The organism is Erwinia sp. (assembly GCF_049696395.1).
Lineage (GTDB): Bacteria > Pseudomonadota > Gammaproteobacteria > Enterobacterales > Enterobacteriaceae > Erwinia.
Window position 1 is genome coordinate 45,323 of sequence record NZ_JBAVTT010000065.1, and the last position, 25,229, is coordinate 70,551.

Consider the following 25,229-nt stretch of genomic DNA (forward strand, 5'->3'; position numbering starts at 1 on the left):
GCAGCAAAATGACCTCACACCCTCAGCAACTTATCATTCGCCGTCCTGACGACTGGCATATTCATCTGCGTGACGATGAGATGCTGAAAACCGTGCTGCCCTTTACCAGCGAGGTGAATGGCCGGGCGATTGTGATGCCGAACCTGGTTCCCCCGGTCACCAGCGTTGCCGCTGCCATTGCATACCGCAACCGTATTCTTGAAGCGATCCCTGCCGGACATAACTTCACCCCGCTGATGACCTGCTACCTGACCGATTCACTGGATCCGGATGAAGTAGAAAAAGGGTTCACTGAAGGCGTGTTTACTGCCGCCAAGCTGTATCCGGCCCATGCCACCACCAACTCCAGCCACGGTGTCACCCATATCGCCAGCATCGCTACCGTTCTTGAGCGGATGCAGAAGATTGGCATGCCGTTACTGATCCACGGTGAAGTGACGGCTGCAGAGATTGACATCTTCGACCGTGAAGCGCGTTTTATTGAAACGGTGATGGATCCTCTGCGTAAGCAGTTCCCGGAGCTGAAAGTGGTGTTTGAACACATCACCACCAAAGAAGCGGCGGCTTATGTAGAAGAAGGCAATCGTTTTATCGCCGCCACCATTACGCCACAGCATCTGATGTTCAACCGTAACCATATGCTGGTTGGCGGCGTGCGTCCGCATCTGTACTGCCTGCCAATCCTGAAAAGGAATGTGCACCAGGATGCCCTGCGTAAAGTCGTGGCCACGGGCAACGATCGCTTCTTCCTGGGAACCGACACCGCTCCACACCTGCGTCATCTGAAGGAGGCAAGCTGTGGGTGTGCTGGCGTGTTCAACGCCCCTTCTTCACTGCCCGCTTATGCCACTGTGTTTGAAGAGATGGATGCTCTGCAGCATTTTGAAGCCTTCTGCTCTGAAAACGGCCCGCGTTTCTACGGCCTGCCGCTAAACGAAGGGACGATTACACTGGTTCGTAAACCCTGGAAAGTCGCTGACAGCATCGCACTGGGTGAGAACTCGCTGGTGCCATTCCTGGCCGGTGAAACGCTGAACTGGACCGTAGAGCTGTAATTCCTGTCTTTTCGTGCAGTAAATGATTGCCTCCGCTGATATTACTGTATATATTTACAGTATCTTATCCGGAGGCTTTTATGCGTATTGAAGTCACTGTAGCAAAAACCACTTCGCTCCCTGCTGGCGCTATTGATGCGCTCTCTTCTGAGCTGGTTAAACGTATCGACAAGCAGTTCCCCGAATCCAGCAACAGCGTATCCGTTCGCTATGCTGGGGGAAATAATCTGACGGTGATGGGCGGCGGCAAAGAAGCCAAAGACCGTATCACGGAAATTCTGCAGGAAACCTGGGAAAGTGCCGACGACTGGTTTATTACCGACTAGCGCTTTTCTCTCCTTTTTTTGCCGTTGTTTGCCGGGTTTCGCCATCCGGCTTTTTTGTTTTTTTTTTAACCATTCATTTTTACTGTACGTCCGCTTATATAAAACCTTTAATCAAACTCTCTTCTCCTTCCCCGCTAAAATTTCCTCCGGCGAGAATTTTAAAGCCTGTTATAATTACTTTGCTCTATGAAAAAAAAGCCGCATTGAACCTCGATAAATCACTTCGTTGTCATCATTAACACGAGTAATAAGGGGGTTATAATGGACAGAAGCAAAGACGTAATCCAGACACATCCCCTCATTGGGTGGGATATCAGTACTGTAGATTCTTACGATGCCATGATGATCCGTCTCCATTCTCTTACGTCAAATGAACAGCAGAATGAAGACGCAGAAGTAGGTCAGACTTACTGGTTAACCACCGATGTTGCCAGGCAATTCATCTCCATTCTCGAAGCTGGTATAGCGAAGATTGAAGCAACAGATTACTTAGACCGCGATTATAAAAAGCATTAGATCCTGTTGGTTTACTCTCGAAGGCACCCCAAAGGGTGCCTTTTTCATTCCCGCTACATTTTGCTATCCTGCACGGATTGCCTGATCAACTTAGGAGCCGGTGCAGATGGTTTACGATTTAATTGTGGTGGGAAGTGGCTCCGTTGGGGCTGCCGCTGGCTGGTACGCCACGCAGGCGGGCCTGAAAGTGCTGATGATTGACCGCGCTCATCCGCCGCACCGCGAAGGGAGCCACCATGGTGAATCTCGTCTGATTCGCCATGCTTACGGTGAAGGTGCCCGTTACGTCCCGATGGTTTTGCGTGCCCAGCAGCTGTGGGATGAGCTGGAAGCCGCCTGCGGTGAACGCATCATGCACCGCAGCGGGATCATCAATCTGGCCCCGGAGTCCTCGGAATTTATCCGCAACGTCAGCCAGAGCGCTGAAGAATTTTCCCTTACCGTTGAAACACTAAGCAGTGAGCAGGTGATGGCTCGCTGGCCACAGTTAACGGTTCCGGCTGGCTATACCGGCATTTTTGAGCCGCAATCCGGCTATCTGAAATCTGAGGTTGCTGTCCGCCAGCTGATCCGGCTGGCAAGAGAGGCGGGCTGTGCCCAGCTGTTCAATTGTGGCGTGGACGCACTGGAAGAGCGCGACGGATTGCAGCTGGTCCACACTGCTGATGGCACTTACAGTGGCCGTAAACTGCTGCTGAGCGCAGGTACCTGGGTGAAGTCCTTACTGCCTGAGTTGCCGATCACGCCGGTAAGAAAAGTGTTCGCCTGGCATCAGGCCGATGGCCGCTACAGTGAAAATAATAAGTTCCCGGCATTTACTTGTGAAATGCCAGACGGCAGCCATTTTTACGGCTTCCCGGCGGAGAATAACGCACTTAAAATTGGTCGCCATGATGGAGGCCAGCCCATTAGCTCCCCTGAACAACGCAAACCCTTTGGCACGGTAAATGAAGATGGCAGCGAGCTGTTTTCTTTCATTCGTCATTTCCTGCCCGGTGTTGGCGTTTGCCTGCATGGTGAAGCCTGTACCTATGATAATACAACGGATGAAGACTTTATTATCGACACGCTTCCCGGTTCGCCAGATCGGCTTATTATTGGCGGATTAAGCGGCCACGGGTTTAAATTTGCCAGTGTATTAGGTGAGATAGCCGCCGATTTTGCGCAAGGGAAAAAAGCGGAATTTGATTTATCCCCCTTCTCACTTTCCCGCTTTTAATCCTTTCCTTTCGCAATAAAAAAACCGGGCATTGCCCGGTTTTTTTTATCGTTTATGACTTCTCTGTTAAACAGAGTTTTTCGCTTCAGCGTCTTTCTTCTGCTGACGCAGGCGCAGCTTCTTCACCAGCGAGTGGGCTTCAGCTTCGGTAGCCACCGCAGGCGCAGAACCTGACAACGGTTTACGGGCCGTTTCACGCAGCGTGAAGACGGTGATCACCCCAATCACACCGGCACCCATCAGATAATAAGCTGGCATCATCAGGTTATGCGTTTTCTCCACCAGCCAGGTGGTGATCAGTGGCGTGGTTCCGCCGAACAAGGACACGGAGAGGTTAAACCCGATTGCCAGTGCGCTGTAGCGGATATCTGTCGCAAACAAGGCCGGTAAGGTTGCCGGCATCGAGCCGCTAAAGCAGGTATGGATCACGCCGAGGATAATCAGCCCCAGGAACACCAGATACAGATTTCCCGTGCCAATCATCATCATGCAGGGAATGGCCATCACAATCAGGCCGATTGCTCCAGCCCAGATGACCGGACGGCGTCCCAGACGGTCATTCCAGTGTCCCCAGAACAGCGTCAGCGGCATCATCACAAACATCACCACCAGAATCAGCAACAGGCTGCTGATTTCGCTCAGGCCCAGAATACCGGTCAGATAGCTTGGCATATAAGAGGTCAGCATATAGTTCGACACGTTAAACAGCAGCACCAGGCCAATACACTTCAGCATCTGAGCACGGTACTTGCTCAGCATCTGCAACAGTGTCAGACGAGGTTTGCTCTGCTCAAGGGCTTCCTGCTTCTCCATATGCTTTTGGAAGGCTGGCGTTTCTTCCAGCTTGAGGCGGATATACAGGCCGAACAGGCCCAACGGCGCAGCGATGAAGAACGGAATTCTCCAGCCCCAGTCCAGTAACGTTTGTTGCGGCATAGCGACGGTCAGAATGGTGACCAGCCCTGCGCCCAGCAGATACCCCCCTAAGGTGCCGAACTCAAGGAAGCTGCCCATAAAACCGCGACGGTTGTCGGTTGAGTATTCCGCGATAAAAGTGGCGGCCCCGCCGTATTCGCCACCGGTTGAGAAGCCCTGAAGCAGACGGGCAGCCAACAGCAGAATCGGCGCAAAAATGCCAATCGAGGCATAAGAGGGAATGATGCCAATACAAAATGTGCCGATGGACATCATGATCATGGTGATTGCCAGCACCTTCTGACGACCAATTTTGTCGCCCAGCGGCCCGAAGACCAGGCCACCAATCGGGCGGACCAGGAAGGCGGCCGCAAAGGCACCAAAGGTTGCCAGCAACTGTGCGGAAGCATCGCCACCGGGGAAGAAAACTTTCCCCAGGGTAACGGCAAGGTAGCTGTAAACCCCGAAATCGAACCACTCCATGGCATTACCCAGGGCAGCAGCACCCACGGCGCGTTTCAGCATATCGCCATCGACGATGGTGATGTCGTCAACGGTCAGTTCTTTTGGCTTCTTATGCCGGGAGAAAAGCTTCTTCAGCTTGTTATTTGAATCTGATGCAGTGCTCATACTGTCTCCGAAATGACTGAATGAAGAGCGCAGCGTCATAGCTTTCGTTGCCGGGATAAAAGGGGTGATGAAGGGAAAGAAAGCTATAAAGCAGCAGGATTAGACGGTGATTTACACATAAACAACATCTCTTTACGGTAACTGACTTTATACGACAGACCGGATTTTTTCAAGTTTGTGACCGATATCGCTGTTATTACCCTGAAAATCGAAACAGAACGCCATCAGCACGGCATTATTCAGCCTAACCGTCCAACCCCTACTGTTGTTAAAGGGGGTTCATTCCTTTCAGTACCTTTCCGCTTGCCCACACTAATTAGCGAATATAACCTATTCAACAGGGAAATACTGACATTAAGTGACAAATAACTGACATTACCTTAATTAATAATCAAATTAACAGACAATATAAAAAAACTGTCAATCCATTTAAATCAACAAAAAGCATAGAATTAATGCCTCAAAACCCAAAAATAACGACAAACATTCGTTATTTAATTCAATATTTTTGAATAACTATAGCTATTTATTTAGCAGCGGTAATTAGTAGTTGATTTTATGTTTCTGGTTGGTCAGTCTTAGCAAAAAATGGATTACAGGATGTAAGTATGCAATGGAGAAACACCCCTACTCGTTTTGGTCATGTCAGTGTGCTGCTGCACTGGCTAGTGGCTATTGCCCTGTACAGTATGTTTGGGCTGGGCCTGTGGATGGTCACTTTAGGCTACTACGACAGCTGGTATCACCCTGCCCCTGAATTACACAAAAGCATCGGTATGACCCTCTTCGCAGTGATGATCTTACGCGTCATTTGGCGATTCCTCTCCCCTCCGCCAAAACCGTTGAGCAGTTACTCAGCGCTGACAAGGGTCAGTGCCGTTGCGGTTCATCTTTTGCTGTACGGCATCCTGTTTGCCATTTTCATCAGCGGCTATTTAATCTCGACCGCCGATGGAAAACCGATAGAGGTCTTTGGCTTGCTCTCCGTACCGGCTTCGCTGGAAGGGTTTGGCGAGCAGGCTGACCTGGCCGGAGACATTCACCTCTGGCTGGCGTGGTGCGTGGTTATCCTCTCGGTTTTACATGGTCTGGCCGCAGTGAAACACCATTTTGTCGATCGAGACAGTACGTTGAAGCGGATGCTGGGTAGCCGCGTTGATTAACCTCTGAAAGGAACAGAAAAATGTTGAAGAAAAGCCTGACAGGACTGAGCATTGCTGCTCTGTTACTGAGTGCAGCCACGGCCTCGGCCGCTGACTATAAAATTGATAAACAGGGGCAGCATGCCTTTGTCCAGTTCCGTATCCAACACCTTGGCTACAGCTGGCTGTACGGCACTTTTAAGGATTTTGATGGCAGCTTTACCTTTGATGAAGCCGATCCAGCCAAAGATAAGGTCAATGTGACCATCAATACTAACAGTATTGACACCAACCATGCTGAACGCGATAAGCACTTGCGCAGTGCTGATTTCCTCAACGTGGCAAAATTCGCCCAGGCGACATTTGTTTCCACCGCGGTGAAAAAAGAGGGCGATGAGCTGGATATTACCGGCAACCTGACGCTGAACGGCGTGACTAAACCAGTGACGCTGGAAGCGAAAAAACTCGGGGAAGGCAAGGATCCGTGGGGTGGGTATCGTGCAGGCTTTGAAGCAAAAACCAAACTTGCGCTGAAAGATTTTAATATCAAAAGCGATCTGGGGCCTGCGTCTCAGGACGTTGAGCTGATGATCTCGGTAGAAGGTATTCGCCAGTAACCGTCAGGTGAAAATCAGGCCGGGTGACTGCTATCCGGCCTGATATGACTACTCTGCGGAAGGGATTTTCAGCGTCATCGTCAGCTTGCCACGAGACTTATTAAACACCTTGTTGCCATTTTCACGGCCAGCACGGCGGGCGCGCTGCTCTTCTGGTGTTAATGCCAACTCTTCCATACAGATTGGGCTACAGCACGCCTGATATTGCTCTGCGCAACTGGCGCACTGAATAAACAGCAAATGGCAGCCATCGTTCTTGCAGTTAACGTGCGTATCACAGGCTGCACCGCACTGGTGGCAGTTAGCAATCACATCGTCAGAAATGCGTTCGCCCATCCGCTCGTCAAAGACAAAGTTTTTACCTTTGAAGCGAACCGGTAAGCCTTGCTCACGTGCACGGCGGGCATATTCAATAATCCCCCCTTCAACGTGATACACATTTTCAAAACCGTTATGGCGCATCCACGCACTGGCTTTTTCACAACGGATCCCGCCGGTGCAATACATGACGATTTTCTTCTCTTTATCGTCTTTCAGCATCTCAACCGCCATCGGCAGCTGATCGCGGAAGGTATCTGCCGGGATCTCCATCGCGTTATCAAAATGGCCCACTTCGTATTCGTAGTGGTTACGCATATCCACGAATACCGCATCCGGGTCGTCGAGCATTGCGTTGACATCATTCGCCTTCAGATAGCCGCCAATATCGCTGGCATCAAAGGTGTCATCGGTGATGCCATCGGCCACGATGCGCTCACGCACTTTCAGGCGCAGTACCCAAAACGATTTTCCATCGTCATCCAGCGCGATGTTCATGCGCAGATTATCCAGCGCCGGATGGAAAGCATAAAGCATCGCTTTCATCGTTTCATACTGGCTGGCTGGCACGCTGATCTGGGCGTTAATCCCTTCGCTGGCGACGTAAACACGGCCGAAAACCTTCAGTTTAGTCAGCGCAACATACAGCGCATCGCGGAAAGCTTTAGCATCATCAAGGGTAAAATATTTATAGAAAGAGACCGTGGTACGCGGTTCGGTTTCGGCCAACATCCGCGCACGCAGCTCTTCATTGGAAACAAGGTTATGTAACACTGGCATGGTGTACGTTCCTGCGTTCAAGAGAGAAATTTTGCGGGCGCTATCATACCTGAATAGTGGGAAAATCAAACCTGATTCCCTTAAAACCGATGAAAAGGTCAGACTTCCCCGCCTTCCCTGCGCACCTTCTAAAAGCATGCCTTGCTCAACGCGGCAAAAAAATCCGCCTATAGTTAGCCTTTGTCCCTGACATTGTTAACCCACCGGAGAACATGCATGAGCCAGCTTTTCACCCCGATCACCCTCGGTAAGTTAACCCTTGAGAACCGTATTGCCATCGCGCCAATGTGCCAGTATTCCGCCGACCACGGTAAAGCCACAGCCTGGCATCGTATCCATCTTGGCCATCTGGCGCTTTCCGGGGCGGGCTTATTGATCATTGAAGCCGCTGCTATCGAAGCGGCTGGTCGCATTACCCCGCAGGACTTAGGGTTGTGGAATGATGAAACGGAGCAGGCTCTGGGCGAGGTGTTGAAAGACGTCCGCCAGTACTCTGCTATGCCGATGGGCATCCAGCTTGCCCACGCTGGCCGTAAAGCCTCCACCGATGTGCCGTGGCAGGGCGGCGGCTTCCTGCAGCCTGAAGGCGGTGGCTGGCAGACATCCGCGCCTTCCGGTGTGCCCTTCAATAAAACGGATGGCACACCTCAGGCGTTAACCAAAGCGCGCATCGAGGAGATCAAACAGTCCTTTATCGACAGTGCCCTTCGCGCTGACAGGCTGGGCCTGGATTTGATTGAAGTCCACGCGGCGCATGGGTATCTGCTGCATCAGTTTTTATCGCCGCTCTCCAACCAGCGGGACGACATCTATGGCGGATCGCTGGAAAACAGATTGCGTCTGACGCTGGAGATATTCCGCGAAGTCCGCCGTGTGTTCCCGGCGAATAAACCGGTCGGCGTAAGAATATCCGCAACGGACTGGGTGGAAGGCGGTTGGGATATAGAACAATCGATAGCATTAAGTCAGGCTTTGGCCGCAGAAGGCTGCGCTTATATTCACGTTTCGAGCGGCGGGCTTTCACCTGAGCAACAGATTAAGGTCGGGCCAAATTATCAGGTGCCGTTTGCAGAAGCTATCAAGAAAGCCGTCACTATTCCGGTCATTGCGGTTGGCATGATTACCGATGCGGAACAAGCCGAAGCCGTATTAGTTGAACAGCAGGCGGATATGGTCGCTCTGGCGCGCGGGATGCTCTACGACCCACGCTGGCCTTGGCATGCGGCGGCAAAACTCGGTGCAAAAGTTCGGGCACCTGAACAATATTGGCGTTGCGAGCCTCATGAAGTAAAAGGACTGTTTAAACAATAATTCCGTTTGCGGTCGCCACAGCCTGTTTATGCTGCTGGCGACCATTATCTTTGACAAGACAGCGGGTTCTTTCAATATGCAGTTAACAAATGGCACAATAGGCCATAAATAAAAGTGCTCGGGCAGCATAATATTGCCCTTTTATGCGATCTGGAAACTCATGACTCAGTTGCCTCAATTTACGCGCGCATTGTTGCACCCTCGTTATTGGCTTACCTGGCTGGGTATTGGCTTCCTTTACCTGCTTGTGCTATTGCCCTACCCGGTGCTCTACCATATTGGCTGCGGTCTTGGCCGTCTTTCCATGCATTTTCTTCGCAAACGCGTGGCGATTGCCCACCGTAATCTGGAACTCTGTTTTCCCACCATGCCGGAAGCAGAACGTGAAGCCATGGTGGTACGCAATTTCGAATCGGTTGGCATGGGGCTGATTGAAACCGGCATGGCCTGGTTCTGGCCAAACTGGCGCATCAGCAAGTGGTTCCACGTCAGCGGGCTTGAGCACATTGATAAAGCGCATGAGGAAGGCAAAGGGATCCTGCTGATTGGGATGCACTTCTTAACGCTGGAACTGGGGGCGCGTATTTTTGGCATGCACAATCCTGGCATTGGCGTCTATCGTCCTAATGACAATGCGCTGCTGGACTGGCTCCAAACCTGGGGCCGGATGCGTTCCAACAAAAGCATGCTCGATCGCAAAGATCTGAAAGGCATGATCCGCGCCTTAAAAAACGGCGATATCATCTGGTACGCGCCGGATCATGATTACGGTCCGAAGAGCAGCGTGTTTGTGCCCTTCTTTGGCGTGGATAAAGCCGCCTCAACCAAAGGCAGTTATTTGCTCATTCGCACTGGCCAACCTGCGGTCATCCCCTTTGTCCCCCGCCGTTTACCTGATGGCAAAGGGTACGAAATGGTGATCCTGCCGGAAGAAAAAGGCATGCCGCTGGATGATGAAGCCGCCACGGCCGCGAGAATGAATCAGGTTATCGAACATGGCGTGCTGATGGCGCCAGAGCAATATATGTGGCTGCATCGTCGCTTTAAAACCCGCCCCGCTGGTGAACCTCCCCTTTACTGATGCTGGTTGGTAGCCGGTATTTCGCTCCCTGCTACCATACTAAAACCGTTTTTCATTTTTGCTGATTACTTATCCCCCTCTGTTCAGTCAGTTTTTTTAAGCGCATAATTAGCCTGCTAATAATAAAATCTTACCCTACAGGTCCCCGACTGCACTATGGCTACCGCTGACGTTCCGCCCTCCTCAATCAACTGGCAAAAGAATTTGTTTGTCGCCTGGTGCGGCTGCTTTCTGACTGGCACGGCCTTCAGTCTGGTCATGCCCTTCCTGCCACTCTATGTCGAACTGCTTGGCGTTTCCGATCCTCAGTCTCTGAATATGTGGTCCGGGCTGGTGTTCAGTATTACCTTCCTGTTTTCGGCGATTGCCTCTCCCTTCTGGGGCGGACTGGCTGACCGTAAGGGCAGAAAAATCATGCTGCTGCGCTCTGCTTTAGGCATGTCCATCGTCATGGTGTTAATGGGTATGGCGACCTCCATCTGGCAATTTCTGGCACTGCGTGCGGTGCTGGGCTTGTTGGGGGGATTTGTCCCCAATGCCAACGCGCTGATAGCCACTCAGGTGCCGCGGAATAAAAGCGGCTGGGCGCTCGGCTGGCTCTCTACCGGTGCCGTTAGCGGGGCGTTAATTGGTCCGTTGATTGGCGGCTTACTGGCGGACAGTTTCGGCCTGCGGCCAGTGTTCTTTATTACTGCTGCCGTGCTGTTTGTCTGCTTTATCATGACCCTGTTCGCCGTCCGCGAAGAGTTTATTCCGGTACAGAAAAAGGACATGCTGCATGCGCATCAGGTCTTTACCACCCTCAAGAATCCCAGGCTGGTGCTGACGCTGTTTATCACTACGCTAATTATCCAGGTCGCGACCGGCTCAATAGCCCCCATCCTGACGCTGTACGTGCGGGATCTGGCTGGAGATATTCAGAACCTGGCGTTTGTGAGTGGGCTGATTGCTTCTGTGCCAGGCGTTGCAGCGCTGATCAGTGCGCCAAGACTTGGAAAGTTAGGTGACAGAATTGGTTCTGAACGCATTATTGTCGCAATGCTTTTAGTTTCGGTGCTATTGCTGATCCCCATGTCGATGGTACAAAACCCGTTGCAGTTGGGGATTTTGCGCTTCCTGCTCGGCGCCGCAGACGGGGCGTTACTCCCTGCGGTGCAAACTCTGCTGATTTATAACGCCAGCAATCAGGTCGCGGGGCGGATTTTCAGTTATAACCAGTCATTCCGTGATATTGGCAATGTGACTGGCCCGTTGATGGGGGCCGCCGTGTCCGCACACTGGGGATTCCGTGCCGTATTTTTAGTCACCGCCTGCGTGGTCTTGTTTAACGCCATTTACTCGTGGATTACCCTTCGCCGCCGCGTAGATCGCAGTACGATGCTTGAAGAGTAGTTCCGGCAGAAAGCTGAACAGGCTCTCCTGGGGTAAAGACCCTCTCTCTCCTGCCTGAAGAAATGCCCAAGGGAGTCAGTCTGCGCCTGGTACAACAGCCAACTCATACAAATTTTTAGAATGAAATTTACCAATTACCCGCAGGTAATTTAACCAACAGCAAAAAATCATCAACGCCTAACCCCTCCCTTTTAAAAAACAGGGTGATTAAAATAAGTAATTTTACTAATGTAATTCAACAGGATACCCCCTTCAAATTCCTGTGTCTTTCGGCACCATCAACGCTACCCATTAAAATCCTTTGATTATTCAATGTTTATTATGGATAATTTAACGCTCTTGACAGACGGTTCCCAATAAATCCTGAAAAATAATTAAGGTCTCCACCCCTTATGTGGTGATTTTTACCGTACAAAAAGCCAGAAGTGACTCTGCATTTTTGTACAACACAGGGGTACAGATGGCTGGTTTTAGCGTCAATAAACTTGATGCAGTACTGGTAGTACAAAAACACTAATGACATAAACAGCTTGCTCCCTCCTTTGGAGTGAGTCTGGTTACAACGCTGTTTTGATCTTTTTTAACGGCAAACTATCCAGACCTGAAATGCCAATCACTGGCAATGATTAAGAAAATAATTTAATAAATAACAACGTATTGGATACGAAAAATTCACTTTCGAGTCTCATCAAGGACTCACACAGCAAATGGACTTAGTATGAATAAAGCGAAAAAGTATTATGTCAGCAATCATGCACTTCATGGCCTGCTACTTCATAGCGCCGGGTGCAAATTACTCCCCCCTACAGACTCTCGGGCTTTTATTGGATCGTGCTATAGCGCATCACAAGCGTTAACAGTGGCGGGAAATCAATATAGCCACGTAAGATTGTGTGAATTCTGTTTGCAGGCCGCTAAAAAAGAGAACTGTAAGCCTGTGCTGAATACCCAGGTTACGCCTGTTCTGCGTGAACAAAAACAAACTGTCTGCATGGGTTTCAAGATTAAGGGAAAAGAGGTGAAGGCCGTAAAACACTTTCCCCATACCGGTTAACTCCCAGCAGGTTATCCCTTTTAACTGCGTTAATTCACCGGCACACTGCCGGTGATGAGCGCAGGATCCCGCCCCCTATCTGTTTTCAATCAATGTCTTCGCCTGTTCTCATCACAGCAAGTAAAACCCCATTCCCTTCCCGCTCCTTTGCACTTATAGCGGCGGTGATGTCGACAGAAGTCGCGCAGTGCACTAAGCAAGGCCATGATAAATATAATTAAATCTACTGTGTTTTTTTTTGCGGCCGCAGGTTTACCCCTGCAAAAGTTCTACTATCCTTTTCTAATCATCCTAATTTTGAAAGGGAGACCGTATGTCACTTTATGCAACACTTGAAGAAGCCATAGACGCCGCGCGCGAAGAGTTTTTGGCCGCTAATCCGGAACTGGAAGAAGAAGACGCCTCAGTGGGCCAGTTTAACCTGCAGAAATATGTGATGCAGGATGGGGATATCATGTGGCAGGCCGAGTTCTTCGCCAATGAAGGCGATGAGGGTGAATGCCTGTCACTGCGTGGAGGCGAAGCTGCCCAGGCCATTTTTGATGACGATTTCGATGAAATTGAAATCCGTCAGGAATGGTTGCCAGAAAATACGCTGCACGAGTGGGATGAAGGCGAGTTTCAGTTAGAGCCCCCTACCGACACAGAAGAAGGCAAAGCAGCAGCGGATGAATGGGAAGATGATAACAGCGAATCTGAACGCTACGAATAGGGGTCATTCAGGTCCATTTACGCCTTTCTAAGCTCGCAAGCAAGCCCGGCTAACCAGCCGGGCTTTTTATTCGTAAGGACCGTGATGCGCGTCGACAGGCAGTAACAGCGTATCCACCACCAACGACAGCGGCAGGTCGATAATGGTCAAAAAGCGCCACGGTGTGTCACGCACATCCCACTGCACGCCAGGGTAATACTGGTTACCGTGCCCCTGGCCAGGAAAAGTCCGGCTGATAATACTGCCGCAGCCCGTTAACAGCACCACTATCGCTCCTGTCAGCACGCCACGGTAAATTAGCTTAATCATAACAACCTTCAACGGATGAAAAACGCGCCATTGTAGAGTAACTGCGCGCGAGCTATCTGGCAAAAAACGCAAAATTTCCGTAAGCGTGGCGTAAAGCACCCAGTCGTCAGGCATAAAAAAGGCCGGGATAACGTTCCCGGCCTTTCTACTTTTCAGCGTTTACACACTTTCAGGCTTGCTGCTCTGAATCGCCTGAGGATTCATTTTCAACGACTTATAGTAATCGAACCAGTCGTGATACTTGTCGGCATGTTGCCACAAGCGGTAATGCATCCTCGACAGCATCACCGGGTCGCTGATCAGCGCCAGACGGCGATCGCGATCCAGCTTCGCTGGTGATTCACTCAGTGCCTGATCAACCTGACGGTCGCGGGCATATTCCAGCACATCACTTTTCAGGTGGCGGGAGGTAGCCAAAGCACTGGCCAGCGCATTGAACGAGGGATTATACACAGCGTGCATAAAGCCATCTTTCAGGGCGCGCTCGCGGTTCACTTCCACGTAACGGTCGGTATCTACCAACTCTCTCGGCGGCTCAAACTCTTCCGGGATAAGGAACAGCCCGGCGCGTTTTGAGGCAGCACCGGTAGTGGAGCGGCTTGAGAACACCGACACGAATGGCGACAGGATCAACGAGAAGACGATCGGCGCCAGCCACCACAGGAAGTTGAGGTCGAGCCAGCCCATTCCGGCTGCCCAGACAATACCCAGAGCCATCTGCGAGCCGTGACGTTTAAAGGCTTCGCTCCATGGCGTGGCATCATCATCACGCTGTGGAGAGTTCCACACCACTTCCCAACCGAGGAAGGCGCTAACCACAAACACCGTATGGAACAGCATGCGCACCGGCGCCAACAGCACCGAGAACAGCATTTCCAGGAACAGAGAAATCGTCACGCGGACCACACCACCGTAAGGCTTCGCGCCCTTGAACCAGACCAGCATAATGCTGAGCAGTTTCGGCAGGAACAGCAACACCATGGTGGTGGAGAACAGCGCTATCGCCAGTTCGGGACGCCACTGCGGCCAGACAGGGAACAGCTGCCGGGGCTGCAGGAAGTACTGCGGCTCCATCAGCGTGTGCACCACCTGCAACGCGGTTGAGAGTGCCAGGAACATAAACCACAGCGGGGCCGACAGATAAGACATCACACCGGTCAGGAACACCGCACGGTGAACCGGGTGCATACCTTTCACCAGGAACAGACGGAAGTTCATCAGGTTACCGTGACACCAGCGACGGTCGCGTTTCAGCTCATCCAGCAGGTTTGGCGGCAGCTCTTCATAAGAACCCGGCAGATCGTAAGCAATCCACACTCCCCAACCAGCACGACGCATCAATGCCGCTTCCACAAAGTCATGCGACATGATGGAACCAGCAAACGAGCCTTCACCAGGCAGCGGTGCCAGGGCACAGTGCTCGATAAACGGCGCGATACGGATGATGGCGTTGTGTCCCCAGTAGTGGGATTCACCCAACTGCCAGAAGTGCAGACCAGCGGTAAACAGCGGACCGTAAACGCGGGTCGCAAACTGCTGACAACGGGCATACAGCGTATCCATGCCTGACGCTTTTGGCGAAGACTGGATAATACCGGCGTTCGGGTTGGCTTCCATCATGCGCACCAGACCAGTAAGACACTCACCGCTCATGACGCTGTCCGCATCCAGAACCACCATGTAGCTGTACTGGCTGCCCCAACGACGACAGAAGTCATCGATGTTGCCGCTTTTACGCTTCACGCGGCGACGACGACGACGATAGAAAATGCGCCCTTCTCCGCCGACATCACGCACCAGCTCCATCCAGGCTTTTTGTTCAGCTATAGCGATATCAGGGTTGTAACTGTCGCTCAGGATATAGACGTCAAAATTCTTCTCTTCGCCCGTTCTGGCAACCGATTCCCAGGTTGCGCGGACACCAGCGAAAACACGCCCAACATCCTCGTTACAGATCGGCACGATCAGCGCAGTACGGTGCTCAGGGTTGATCGGCTCATCGCCGTTCAGCCCATAGGAAATACTGTACTTATCCTTGCCCATCATCAGCTGCAGGAAGCCCATCAGCGCCGTCCAGAAGCCAGCGGAGACCCAACAGAACAGCACGGCGAACAGGAACAGGATCCCCGTTTGCAATACGTAAGGCAGGATCTGCAGCACCGACTGCTGCCAGTTCTGGTTGATCATCTCCAGAGGATCGATCATGGCCCAGCCCTGGTAAGGCAGAATGGTTTTCATGTACCAGGTCGCTACGACGGTCTGTGAGATAGTCAGCAACAGCAAAATATAGCGACGAATCGAGCCAACATGACGCCACTTGTCTTCCTGCCGCTGCTCTTCAGGGTTGGCATAACGATGAGTGGATTTGCGGCCACGAACGGAATCCCAGGCGCGCGCAACCGGGTTGGTGCGCCAGGCTTCCGGGTACATGGAAGAGCGAGTATGGCGAGGCATGGCCTTCAGCGTGGTGCGGTCCAGTTCATCAGTATCGAACTGTTCCCCTTCCCCAATAGCGTCCGGCCAGCTCATTTCGATGCGCGTCTTGACCGACTCCAGTGGCGCATCGTCAGGACGACACTCTACCGGGCCGCCATCCGCAAGCGACTGGTGCAGCTTACTGAACGCCTCTTCAGGCTGTTCAGGCAGCGACTCACGCAGCGCCCCTTTCCGCTCAGCGGAAAGGGGCAGCGCATCGATATAGTCAGTGGGTAAAACTGTAGGCTTATTCATTGGCAGGCAACTGATAGCTCCAGGTTTCTGTCAGCGTCTTATCACCGTTCATCAGCGCAGCACGCATCTCGGTAGCTTGCTTGTTGTCTTTGACGCGTAAACGCATCATCAGACGCCAGCCTTTTGTTACCGGATTATAACGCACGCTGTTTTCCACCAGCTCACCGTTGTTGCCGATGCTGACCTGAGGCGTTACCTGAGTATTCTCTGGCAACTTGCTCATGTCCTGACCGGTGAAGTCCACCACGAAGGCTACCGTGCCATCCGGCTGGCGAACCAGGTTAGACTGCTTCACATCGCCAGTAGAACGCAGCGTGTCTTTCACATAAGCCATCTCTGGCGAATGCAGCTGGCTCTCGTCGCGGGTGAAGTGCAGACGGTATTTAAAGTTCATCTCTTTGCCCGGCTCTGGCAGGTTTTCCGGCGTCCAGAACGCAACGATGTTGTCGTTGGTTTCATCAGCCGTTGGGATCTCGACCAGCTCTACGCGGCCTTTACCCCAGTCACCCTGCGGTTCGATCCAGCCACTTGGACGCAGATCGTAACGATCGTCCAGGTCCTGATACTGATCGAAATCACGTCCGCGCTGCAACAGTCCGAAGCCTTTCGGGTTCTCTACGGTGAAGGTGCTCACCGCCAGATGTTTCGGGTTGTTCAGCGGACGCCAGATCCATTCGCCGTTGCCAGCGTGGATAGAGAGACCATTAGAATCATGTAACTGCGGACGGTAGTTGGTGTTTGGCGAAGGTTGGTTCGGCCCAAACAAGAACATACTGGTCAGCGGAGCAACGCCCAGCTTGCCCACTTTGTCACGCAGGTAAACTTTAGACTGCACGTCAACGGTGCTGTCTTTACCTGGGGTGATCAGGAAGCGATAAGCTCCTGTCGCCCGCGGCGAATCGAGCAGCGCATAAATCACCAGGTGCTTATCAGAAGGTTTTGGACGTTCAATCCAGAACTCTTTAAAGCGTGGGAACTCTTCGCCAGACGGCAGCGCAGTATCAATAGCCAGACCACGAGAAGAGAGGCCATAAACCTGACCAGCGCCAATCACGCGGAAATAGCTCGCGCCCAGGAAGCTGGTGATCTCGTCGTCTTTCTTGTTTTTACTGTTTAGTGGGTACAGCACTTTAAACCCGGCGAAACCGAGGTTTTTTACCGTTTCCGGATCGTGCTTTACGTTGCCAAAGTTAAAGTAATCAGGTGAATATTTAATCTGTCGAACCGTGGAAGCGGTGACTTCATTAATCTGCACCGGCGTGTCGAAGTACATTCCTTGATGATAGAACTCAAGCTTGAATGGGGTCTTCAGCTTACTCCAGTAGGCTTTATCGCGATTGAACTGAATCTGCTGATAATCCGCATATTTCATCTCACGCAACTGGGAAGGCAAATTGCTTTTCGGCGCTTCGTACCCTTTCCCTGCCAACTCTTTAGCCTGCTTTGCTACGTCATCAATGTTGAAAGCCCAGCTAGAGCTGGCATACATTGACAGCAAAACTGTTACGCCTAACCAGCGCAATCTCATCAGTTTTGGCTTATTTTTCATTTTAATCAGCACATCCCCCCCTTTCGTGTGCTTAAATCAATCCCATCCATCTTAATGGATTATTCAGCATTCCGACAGCTCGGCAATCATTTAGTTCCTCGTGTGGCCTGCGCTAACCGCCTTATTCTCAAGTGTTTAGCGGATCCAGATTAGCCTGATAGTATACCCGCGTTTTCTCCCATAGAGTGAGCGTAAGGCTTTAGCGTGGTTCAGGGTGAACCATCGTGTTAACGTGTTGAATACTGGATGAATATGACTAAAAACACACAGGAAAGAGAGTACTTTTTCGATTCAATCAGGGCCTATTTAATGCTGTTGGGCGTCCCTTTTCACGTCTCCCTGATTTATTCCACCCAGATCTGGACGGTCAACAGTCCGGCCCCTTCTGAATGGCTGACCCTGTTAAATGATTTCATTCATGCTTTTCGTATGCAGGTGTTCTTTGTCATTTCCGGCTATTTTTCGTACATGCTTTATTTGCGATACAGTTCAAAGCACTGGCTAAAAGTCCGGCTTGAACGTGTCGGCATCCCAATGCTGGCGGCGGTTCCGCTGCTGACGCTGCCGCAGTTCTATCTGATCAAAGACTGGACCAGCAAGATTGGCGACTGGCATGACTTCAGCTTTTACCAGCGGTTTAATGCGCTGGCCTGGAATTTAATTTCCCACCTTTGGTTCCTTCTGGTGCTTGTTGTGCTGACCGTGATTGGGGTCTGGGCTTTTAAATGGCTGCGCGACGGCAAAGGCTCAAAAACAGACTATTCCGACATAACCTGGGTGAAATTATCCCTCGCGATCCTGCTTTGTAGCCTCGGATGGGGAGCGGTTCGTCGCCTGTTGTTCCTGTTTGCCCCGGATTTACTGGGCGATGGCTTATTCAATTACGCCGTGATGCAGTCATTATTCTTCCTGCCTTTCTTTATGCTGGGCGCCATGTCGTGGAAGTATCCGGCCATCAAAGCGTTGTTTGTGAAACCGGTGCCCTGGACTTTTGTGGGTTCCGCGCTGGCGTTTGTCGCTTACGTGGCCAACCAGACCTACAACAAAGGCGAAGGCTGGCTGTATGAGATTGATGCGATTGTGTCGATGATGATGGGCCTGTGGATGGTGAATGTCGTGTTCTCGCTGGGGCACCGTTTCATGAATTCGCATTCACCACGGGTGACCTATCTGGTAAATGCTTCGCTGTTTATCTACCTGGTGCACCACCCGCTGACCATTCTCTACGGCATTCTTTTTGTCCCGGCGATTGGCAATAACACCCTGGGCTTCTTTGCCGGGTTGGCCTTTGTGTTTGGTATTGCGTTTATTCTGTACGAGATCCACTTACGTATACCTTTTGTGCGTTTCCTGTTCTCAGGTAAGCCACAGCGAAAAAAGAGCACAGAGCAAAAAGTCAGTTAAAAAAAGCGCCCGTTCATTGCTGAACGGGCGCTTCATTCGCTTAAAGCAGCCACTCGATAGGCAGCCGCCAGACCAGACGAACCATCAGTCGCTGCACAAAACGTGTCCGGGGCTCATGCTTATGCACAATCTCTTTCTCCCCTTCTCCCGGATACTCCACCCAATTCACTCTGCCCCACTTGTCCAGCCGTAAAGTCCAGGCCCGGTCGCGCATACGGGTAATAAAACGTTGATGAATGCTGCAGGCCAGAGATTCGCTCTCAATCACAAAGCCCATCTCTGTATTCAGCATCGCTGAGCGGGGATCGAAGTTAAAGGATCCGATGAAGACTTTCTCGTTATCCACGCTGAAGGTTTTGGCATGCAGGCTGGACCCTGAGTTACCGGTTAAACCACGGTCATGCGGTTTATCACGGTTATCAGTGTGTGGTTTCAGCTCATAAAGAGTGATCCCATGGCGCAACAACTTCTTGCGCCATTTGGCATAGCCGGCATGCACCACAGAGACATCATTCGCTGCCAGCGAATTGGTCAGAATGGCAATCTTCACGCCTTTACGCCTCAGCGACAGCAACTGCGCTACGCCTGCGCGGGTTGGCACAAAGTAAGCGGAGATAATATCGAATTGCGATTGCGGCTTACCTATCACTTCCAGTAAGCGCTGCGGCAGCAAACTTCCGGCTTTCGCCCGCCCTAATCCTTTACGGGGATCGTCACTCAGCAACCGGGTGTTTGCCCAGATCAGGCGCAGGTCACCACTTTCCAGTTGAGCGACAAAAGGTGAAGCGTGGATCCTCTCAAGGTAGCGCTTAACCTGAGGGTCGCTGTGCCAGGCTTCCGGCAATGACACGGCTGTATGCGCGGCGGCTTCATCCAGTTCGACCACTTTACTGAACGGTTCAACGGCCCGGCTTTTCCAGTAACGCTCAAAGTCCCTGCTCACTTCTGCCACCACCGGTCCAATAGCCAGCACGTCAAGATCGGAAAACAGCGGCTCTTCGCCAGCGCCAAAGTATTCATCCCCGACATTCCGTCCCCCGACAATGGTGGCTTCTCCGTCTACGGTGAAGCTTTTGTTGTGCATGCGGCGATTAAGCCGGGCAAAGTCGGTGAGATAACCTAATGCTCTGAGCGTACGGAAGGAAAAGGGGTTGAACAGCCGGATCTTGATGTTCTCATGCTTGCTGAGTTGGCTTAGCGTTTCATCAAGGCCCATGGTGTTATTGTCATCCAGCAGCAGGCGCACTTTAACGCCACGATTTGCTGCTTCCAGTACCGCGCTAAACAACAGTCGGCCGGACATGTCGTTCTGCCAGATGTAGTACTGAATATCCAGCGTGTGCTCGGCCATGCTCATCAGCAGATAGCGGGCAGCAAACGCGTCCAGACCATCCTCAAGGGGATGAATGCCGCTCTGGGCGGGATGAGTATCCACCAGCGGAGAGACGGCTCGGGTCAGGCGTGTCTGCCCGAATTCCGGCTCGTCGGGTTCTGGGGTATAGGCTTCGGCCATCAATGGTCCTTAGTTCGAAGGAAAGGTCCTGCTGGGTCTATTATCAATGCTGTTAGCCTGTATTGTCATGCGACAGTTCTGATTGCGGCCTGCAATGCCATTTAGTCTAGACTTAGCCCAGTGCGTTGCGATAGCCCTTGTGTTGAGGAAATGCCATGAATAGCGAAACGCGTCAAGACTCACCCCTGCGCCACAAGCCACAGCTGTTTAACAGTTTCTTTCAGGGCAGTTTCGCCTGCTCTACAGCCTGTCGGGGAGAAGGCAAGCGTATTGACCTGGTGGTGAACAGCGGCCATGACACGTTGCTGGAGAAAGATTACGCGCATCTGGCGGCAGAACATCTGTTAACAGCTCGCGACGGTGCTCGCTGGTATTTAATTGAAAAAACCCCAGGAGAGTACGACTGGTCTACGTTTTTGCCGATGTTACAGGCAGCAAAGCAACACAATATTGAGATGATTTGGGAGCTGGCCCATTTTGGCTGGCCAGACGGTCTGGATATCTGGCAACCGCAATTTGTCGATCGGTTCGCCGCTTTTTCCCGTGCGGCCGCTCGTCTGATGCGGGATGAAGGTTTCAGCGCCCCGTTCTTTACCCCGATGAATCAGATCTCATTCTGGTCCTGGGCCGGGGCGGATGTGGCGTGGTTTAACCCAAATGTGACCGGGCACGGCAGAGAATTAAAGCAGCAGCTGGTGCGGGCTTCTGTTGCCGCCATGAACGCCATCAAAGAGGAGCTCCCTGCGGCACGCTTTGTGCTGACGGATCCGTTGGTCAATATAGCCGCTATGGATAACAGTGAAGAAAGTCGCCGGGAAGCCAGCCGCCAGCATGATGCGCAGTATGAAGCCTGGGATATGTTAAGCGGCCGCCTGAACCCAGAGTTGGGTGGCAATCCGGCGTTGCTGGATATTATCGGGCTGACTTATTATCCAGATAATCAGTGGTTTATTAATGGCGACCCGCTTGTGGCCCCTCATCCTGAATACCGCCCTCTGGCTTCTTTACTGGGCGAGGTATGGCAACGTTATCAACGGCCGTTGCTGATTGCCGAAACCGGTGCCGAAGGCGAGGCAAGAGTTCCGTGGTTAAGAGAGGTGATTGAACAAGTGGGACTGGCGATGGATCAGGGAGGTGAAATAGAAGGAATTTCTTTGTTCCCGGCGGTTGATTACCCTTCCTGGGCTGACGACCGACGTTCACCAGGTGGCCTGTTTGGTCTGCCAGATGCCAACGGTAACCGAACAATTTATGAGCCTTATGCGCTGGAGATCCGCAGTCAGCAAATTAAATTTAAGCAGCGGGAATAATCAGGTCATCCACAGCGTAATAATCAGGACAAACATGATTAACGTGAAGGACGTCAGGGCAAGAACCACAATGGCAAACTGCGCATCATCGAGGGGAAAGCGGGGTTCTTCAGGATAATCGTTTTCAGGACGTTCGCTCATTTTTCTTCATCATTGGCTGGCCAAACGTCCTGTGTTTAACGCCAGTAATTTCTTATGGACTGTACTATAGCACAGTAGCCTCCTGATAAAACGACTAGTCCCAAAGGTTTGAAGAATTACCGTCATAATTCCGTAAAGAAAAAAGGCCGCTTCAGCGGCCTCAGGATTAGAAATCGTAAGAGAGGGAAAGTTTCAGCTCTCGCGGGTCGCCCTGATAGATATAGGTTCCGTAGCTTTCCACTCCGGACCAGTATTTCTCGTTGGTGACGTTTTCCACACCCAGACGCCAGGTCAGGTCATTTTGTTGCAGCTTCATGCGGTAGCGCATACCCAGATCCAGCGTGGTGTAGCTGTCCAGCTTTTTGGTATTGGCCTGGTCGGCATACTGGGAACCAGAATGCGTGACGCGGGCCAGAGCAGTCAGACCTTCGACCGGTTTGATGTCATATTCCGCACTCAGCACGGTATAGAAGTTCGCCACACCGATGGCATCTTTGCCGTCGTAGGTGCCGTCTTCAGTTTTCGTCATCTTCGGATCCAACCAGGTTGCGCTGCCGTTCAGCCGCAGACCGTAGACTGGCTCACCAAAGACGTTCAACTCCACACCACGGTTACGCTGTTCGCCGTACAAGCCAAACACGTTGGTTTCAGGATTAATGATACCGGTAGGTTTTTTGATTTCGAACAGCGCCAGCGTTCCACCCACGCTGCCGTAATCAACCTTCATCCCCACTTCATTTTGTTTAGACAGAGAAATGCCCGTTACCTGCCCTACATTAACCGCACCAGTACTGGCCGTTTCACCAGGCTGCAGTGCTTCAATGTGGTTGGCATAGAACGAGACGGTTTCCCAGGGTTTAACGACCAGACCATACCCTGGCGTCCAACGAGATTGTGTAAAGCGGGCATCTGTATCTTCCGCCGCCGTGCCATAAGCGTAGTTACGCACCACAACTTTCTGGTGACGGGCACCCACGGTCAGCAACACTTTGTCGTCGATAAAGCCGAGCGTATCAGACAGCAGCAGGCCTTCAGTACGCACGCGGCTGGTCGGACGGGGATCATCCAAATCGCCACCAAAGTAGGTGTTCGTAGGTGCGGAAACCGCAGTGGTGTCGTAGATATTGGTCTCTTTCGAGGTTAACGCCATACCGTACGAGGTCTTTTCACGCTTGGTGAGCGCAGCATAGCCAAGGTTAACGCTGTGACTGACAATACCGGTGTCGAATTTGCCGCGAAGGCCAGCCATGCCGCTGAAGGCATCAACAATTTTGTTGGTGTCCATGCGGCCAAGGGTGGCTGAGCCGTCTTCGTCGGTCAGTTTAGGTGACGCGTAAGCGCCGGTTTCATGCGAATGCTGGCCGCCCATTGCGCCGTAGAGTGTCCAGTCAGGCGCGAGGTCATATTCTGCACGAGCCATGCCGAATTCACTTTCCAGGTTGCTGTAAACCCAGTCCTGGCTGTAGTTGCTGGTGGCGCGAGGAACTTCAGGGATGAAATCCACGCCGCTGACATTCACGCCTAAGCGGCCGCCGTGGTACTCCTGCTTCTGATAGCCCATGTCCAGGGACGTACGCAGTTTATCACCGCGATAATCCAGCCCGATGGAAGCCAGTGTGGCGCGGCGCTTTTCATTATCGATAGCCGTTTCGCCTTCACGGTGCAGCAAGTTCACCCGCACGCCCCACTGATTATCGTCACCGAAGCGGCGGCCAGCATCCAGTGTCGTGCCAACCTGTGAAGCGGAAGTGTAATCCACACCGAGACGGGTCAGAGGCGTATCTTCAGCGTGCTTAGGTTCAAGGTTGATCATGCCGCCCACGCCAGAAGAGGCAGAGCCGTTGATCAAGGCATTGGATCCTTTGAAGACTTCAACACGGTCGATCATTTGCGTAGAGACAACCTGGCGCGGCATCACGCCTGCCAGACCGCCGAAGGTCATGTCATCGCCATCCAGATCAAAACCCCGGATGCGATAGGTTTCAGCAAAGTTCCCGTAGCCCTGAACGTTCTGCACAGAGGCATCGTTAGCGACCACATCTTTCAGCGTGGTGGCCTGCTGATCCTGGATCATTTTATTGGTGTAGCCGATGACGTTAAACGGCACATTTTTGGCTTCCTGCTCACCCAGCATACCGAGGCGGCCGCCATTGGCGATCTGGCCATCAAGATAGGCTGGAACCAACTGGTCGCCACCGGCTTTAAAGTTGTCATCGGGCTTAGCCACAACCGTCATCGTTTCTTCGGTGGTTGCGGATTTTTTGCTGGTAGCAGTGTCAGCCGTCGCAGCCAGTGCTGGTGCAGTGGCTGAGCCAATTAAGGCCGCCAACAGCGTTAATCTGAAGCGATTCTGCGTGGAAGAATACGTCGCCATTACATTCCCCTGATAATTAATACAAGTGATAATCATTATTATTCGGATTGCGATTATCCTCAGGGAACTCCGAAATGCAAGCTGAAAATGCGAGCACGACAAAATCGACATCACTAAGTTCAACCTATGCCAATTCAGGCAGTTGGCCTTCAGAAGATGAACTATTAAGGGCAGATGAAGTGTTAGTAAAAGCAATTGGGCTCAGGAAAGCCGCTTGCTATGCCGGGCGCAGACAGGGTGGCAGAGCCAGCTTAGATCCTCAGGCACATGAGTCAGTGGCTGATGGCAAGAGTGAGGATAGTTTGGTGCTGAAACTGAGCAAGCCGTCTTTAGGTTAGCGTGGCTGGATCGGAGAATTTTTGCCGCGGTAGCCGGGTAAGTCGTCTGGAGGTTCCGGTGACAGGTCAGGAAGTGTTTGTTTCTGTAGTGCCGAACGTTGTCTGGACAGTCAGGTGGCTGATCAGGGAGAGTTTGTCTCTGCAGTGCCGAAAGTTATCTGGGCAGTCAGGTGGCTGGTCAGGGAATGTTTGTCGTTGTGACCCTGCAAGTTGTCTGGATGATCTGGTGGCAGGTCAGGGAGAGAAGGTTGAACACAAAGACGCCGTGAATCCATCCTTGGAGGCTCAGCTGCGAAGTCCATGTCGCAGATGCTTTGCTTATCAACCTTCTCTCCCTTCCCATCAGCTTCAATGTTGCCTGTTCAAACGGGGCTACACACTTCAAAATCCACAGATTCAAACCACTCAAACCATTCAAACCATTCAAACCATTCAAACCATTCAAACCATTCAAACCATTCAAACCATTCAAACCATTCAAACCATTCAAACC

The 25,229-nt window shown here is 51.9% G+C and carries 23 protein-coding genes; 14 read left to right on the forward strand and 9 right to left on the reverse strand.

Features of this window, described 5'->3' with window-relative positions:
- Positions 1-8 precede the first annotated feature (8 nt).
- The 4 genes from pyrC (at position 9) to solA (ending at position 3,116) form a co-directional block, all read left to right on the forward strand.
- Complete coding sequence (pyrC, locus tag WCC56_RS09100) at positions 9-1,055, forward strand: dihydroorotase (protein ID WP_424692064.1); 1,047 nt, start codon at positions 9-11, stop codon at positions 1,053-1,055.
- Between the two features lie 80 nt (positions 1,056-1,135).
- Positions 1,136-1,381, forward strand: coding sequence for a DNA damage-inducible protein I (gene dinI / locus WCC56_RS09105; protein ID WP_013201648.1), 246 nt, complete (start codon positions 1,136-1,138; stop codon positions 1,379-1,381).
- 261 nt (positions 1,382-1,642) lie between these two features.
- A complete protein-coding gene (bssS, locus tag WCC56_RS09110; RefSeq protein ID WP_424692065.1) occupies positions 1,643-1,897 on the forward strand; it encodes a biofilm formation regulator BssS in 255 nt (84 codons plus the stop codon).
- Between the two features lie 106 nt (positions 1,898-2,003).
- Positions 2,004-3,116, forward strand: a complete 1,113-nt coding sequence (gene solA, locus WCC56_RS09115) for an N-methyl-L-tryptophan oxidase (protein ID WP_424692066.1) — start codon at positions 2,004-2,006, stop codon at positions 3,114-3,116.
- Between the two features lie 66 nt (positions 3,117-3,182).
- On the opposite strand, the gene proP is transcribed toward solA, so the two are convergent.
- Positions 3,183-4,661, reverse strand: a complete 1,479-nt coding sequence (proP, locus tag WCC56_RS09120) for a glycine betaine/L-proline transporter ProP (RefSeq protein ID WP_424692067.1) — start codon at positions 4,659-4,661, stop codon at positions 3,183-3,185.
- Between the two features lie 608 nt (positions 4,662-5,269).
- On the opposite strand from proP, the gene WCC56_RS09125 reads away from it, so the two are divergent.
- Positions 5,270-5,824 (forward strand): cytochrome b, encoded by a 555-nt coding sequence (locus tag WCC56_RS09125; RefSeq protein WP_424692068.1) that lies wholly within the window; start codon positions 5,270-5,272, stop codon positions 5,822-5,824.
- A gap of 23 nt (positions 5,825-5,847) precedes the next feature.
- Positions 5,848-6,420 carry a YceI family protein gene (locus tag WCC56_RS09130; RefSeq protein WP_424692088.1) on the forward strand — a complete coding sequence of 191 codons (573 nt, stop codon included), beginning with the start codon at positions 5,848-5,850 and terminating at the stop codon, positions 6,418-6,420.
- 48 nt (positions 6,421-6,468) lie between these two features.
- On the opposite strand, the gene WCC56_RS09135 is transcribed toward WCC56_RS09130, so the two are convergent.
- Positions 6,469-7,518: a rhodanese-related sulfurtransferase gene (locus WCC56_RS09135; protein ID WP_424692069.1), complete on the reverse strand. Its 1,050-nt coding sequence runs from the start codon at positions 7,516-7,518 to the stop codon at positions 6,469-6,471.
- A gap of 216 nt (positions 7,519-7,734) precedes the next feature.
- Here WCC56_RS09135 and WCC56_RS09140 point away from each other — a divergent pair, with 216 nt between their 5' ends.
- The 5 genes from WCC56_RS09140 to WCC56_RS09160 all read left to right on the forward strand — a co-directional run bounded on the left by WCC56_RS09140 (position 7,735) and on the right by WCC56_RS09160 (position 13,068).
- Positions 7,735-8,829, forward strand: coding sequence for an NADH:flavin oxidoreductase/NADH oxidase (locus tag WCC56_RS09140; protein ID WP_424692070.1), 1,095 nt, complete (start codon positions 7,735-7,737; stop codon positions 8,827-8,829).
- 160 nt (positions 8,830-8,989) lie between these two features.
- Positions 8,990-9,910, forward strand: coding sequence for a Kdo(2)-lipid IV(A) acyltransferase (locus tag WCC56_RS09145; RefSeq protein ID WP_424692071.1), 921 nt, complete (start codon positions 8,990-8,992; stop codon positions 9,908-9,910).
- 156 nt (positions 9,911-10,066) lie between these two features.
- Positions 10,067-11,302, forward strand: a complete 1,236-nt coding sequence (gene mdtG / locus WCC56_RS09150) for a multidrug efflux MFS transporter MdtG (RefSeq protein ID WP_424692072.1) — start codon at positions 10,067-10,069, stop codon at positions 11,300-11,302.
- 718 nt (positions 11,303-12,020) lie between these two features.
- Positions 12,021-12,356 (forward strand): hypothetical protein, encoded by a 336-nt coding sequence (locus tag WCC56_RS09155; protein WP_424692073.1) that lies wholly within the window; start codon positions 12,021-12,023, stop codon positions 12,354-12,356.
- Between the two features lie 313 nt (positions 12,357-12,669).
- A complete protein-coding gene (locus tag WCC56_RS09160) occupies positions 12,670-13,068 on the forward strand; it encodes a MysB family protein (RefSeq protein ID WP_424692074.1) in 399 nt (132 codons plus the stop codon).
- 66 nt (positions 13,069-13,134) lie between these two features.
- Here the strand turns inward: WCC56_RS09160 and WCC56_RS09165 are convergent, their stop codons facing one another.
- From WCC56_RS09165 to mdoG, 3 genes are all read right to left on the reverse strand, one after another.
- Positions 13,135-13,377, reverse strand: coding sequence for a YceK/YidQ family lipoprotein (locus WCC56_RS09165; protein ID WP_424692075.1), 243 nt, complete (start codon positions 13,375-13,377; stop codon positions 13,135-13,137).
- Positions 13,378-13,536: 159 nt separating this feature from the next.
- Positions 13,537-16,107, reverse strand: coding sequence for a glucans biosynthesis glucosyltransferase MdoH (gene mdoH, locus WCC56_RS09170; protein ID WP_424692076.1), 2,571 nt, complete (start codon positions 16,105-16,107; stop codon positions 13,537-13,539).
- On the reverse strand, positions 16,100-17,638 hold the full coding sequence (mdoG, locus tag WCC56_RS09175; RefSeq protein WP_424692089.1) for a glucans biosynthesis protein MdoG: 1,539 nt from the start codon (positions 17,636-17,638) through the stop codon (positions 16,100-16,102). Before mdoG ends, mdoH begins: the two co-directional genes overlap by 8 nt.
- A gap of 270 nt (positions 17,639-17,908) precedes the next feature.
- Here mdoG and mdoC point away from each other — a divergent pair, with 270 nt between their 5' ends.
- On the forward strand, positions 17,909-19,060 hold the full coding sequence (mdoC, locus tag WCC56_RS09180; RefSeq protein WP_424692077.1) for a glucans biosynthesis protein MdoC: 1,152 nt from the start codon (positions 17,909-17,911) through the stop codon (positions 19,058-19,060).
- Between the two features lie 40 nt (positions 19,061-19,100).
- On the opposite strand, the gene WCC56_RS09185 is transcribed toward mdoC, so the two are convergent.
- Positions 19,101-20,573, reverse strand: coding sequence for a phospholipase D family protein (locus WCC56_RS09185; protein WP_424692078.1), 1,473 nt, complete (start codon positions 20,571-20,573; stop codon positions 19,101-19,103).
- 155 nt (positions 20,574-20,728) lie between these two features.
- Between WCC56_RS09185 and WCC56_RS09190 the strand changes: the two genes are divergently transcribed.
- Positions 20,729-21,883, forward strand: a complete 1,155-nt coding sequence (locus tag WCC56_RS09190; protein ID WP_424692079.1) for a beta-glucosidase — start codon at positions 20,729-20,731, stop codon at positions 21,881-21,883.
- Here the strand turns inward: WCC56_RS09190 and WCC56_RS09195 are convergent, their stop codons facing one another.
- Both WCC56_RS09195 and WCC56_RS09200 read right to left on the reverse strand, forming a co-directional pair.
- Positions 21,884-22,024: a hypothetical protein gene (locus WCC56_RS09195; RefSeq protein WP_424692080.1), complete on the reverse strand. Its 141-nt coding sequence runs from the start codon at positions 22,022-22,024 to the stop codon at positions 21,884-21,886.
- Between the two features lie 166 nt (positions 22,025-22,190).
- Positions 22,191-24,398, reverse strand: coding sequence for a TonB-dependent receptor (locus WCC56_RS09200; RefSeq protein ID WP_424692081.1), 2,208 nt, complete (start codon positions 24,396-24,398; stop codon positions 22,191-22,193).
- A gap of 74 nt (positions 24,399-24,472) precedes the next feature.
- Between WCC56_RS09200 and WCC56_RS09205 the strand changes: the two genes are divergently transcribed.
- Positions 24,473-24,736, forward strand: coding sequence for a hypothetical protein (locus WCC56_RS09205; protein ID WP_424692082.1), 264 nt, complete (start codon positions 24,473-24,475; stop codon positions 24,734-24,736).
- A 178-nt stretch (positions 24,737-24,914) separates the two neighbouring features.
- On the opposite strand, the gene WCC56_RS09210 is transcribed toward WCC56_RS09205, so the two are convergent.
- A partial coding sequence (locus WCC56_RS09210) for a hypothetical protein (RefSeq protein WP_424692083.1) occupies positions 24,915-25,229 on the reverse strand: 315 nt, incomplete at its 5' end.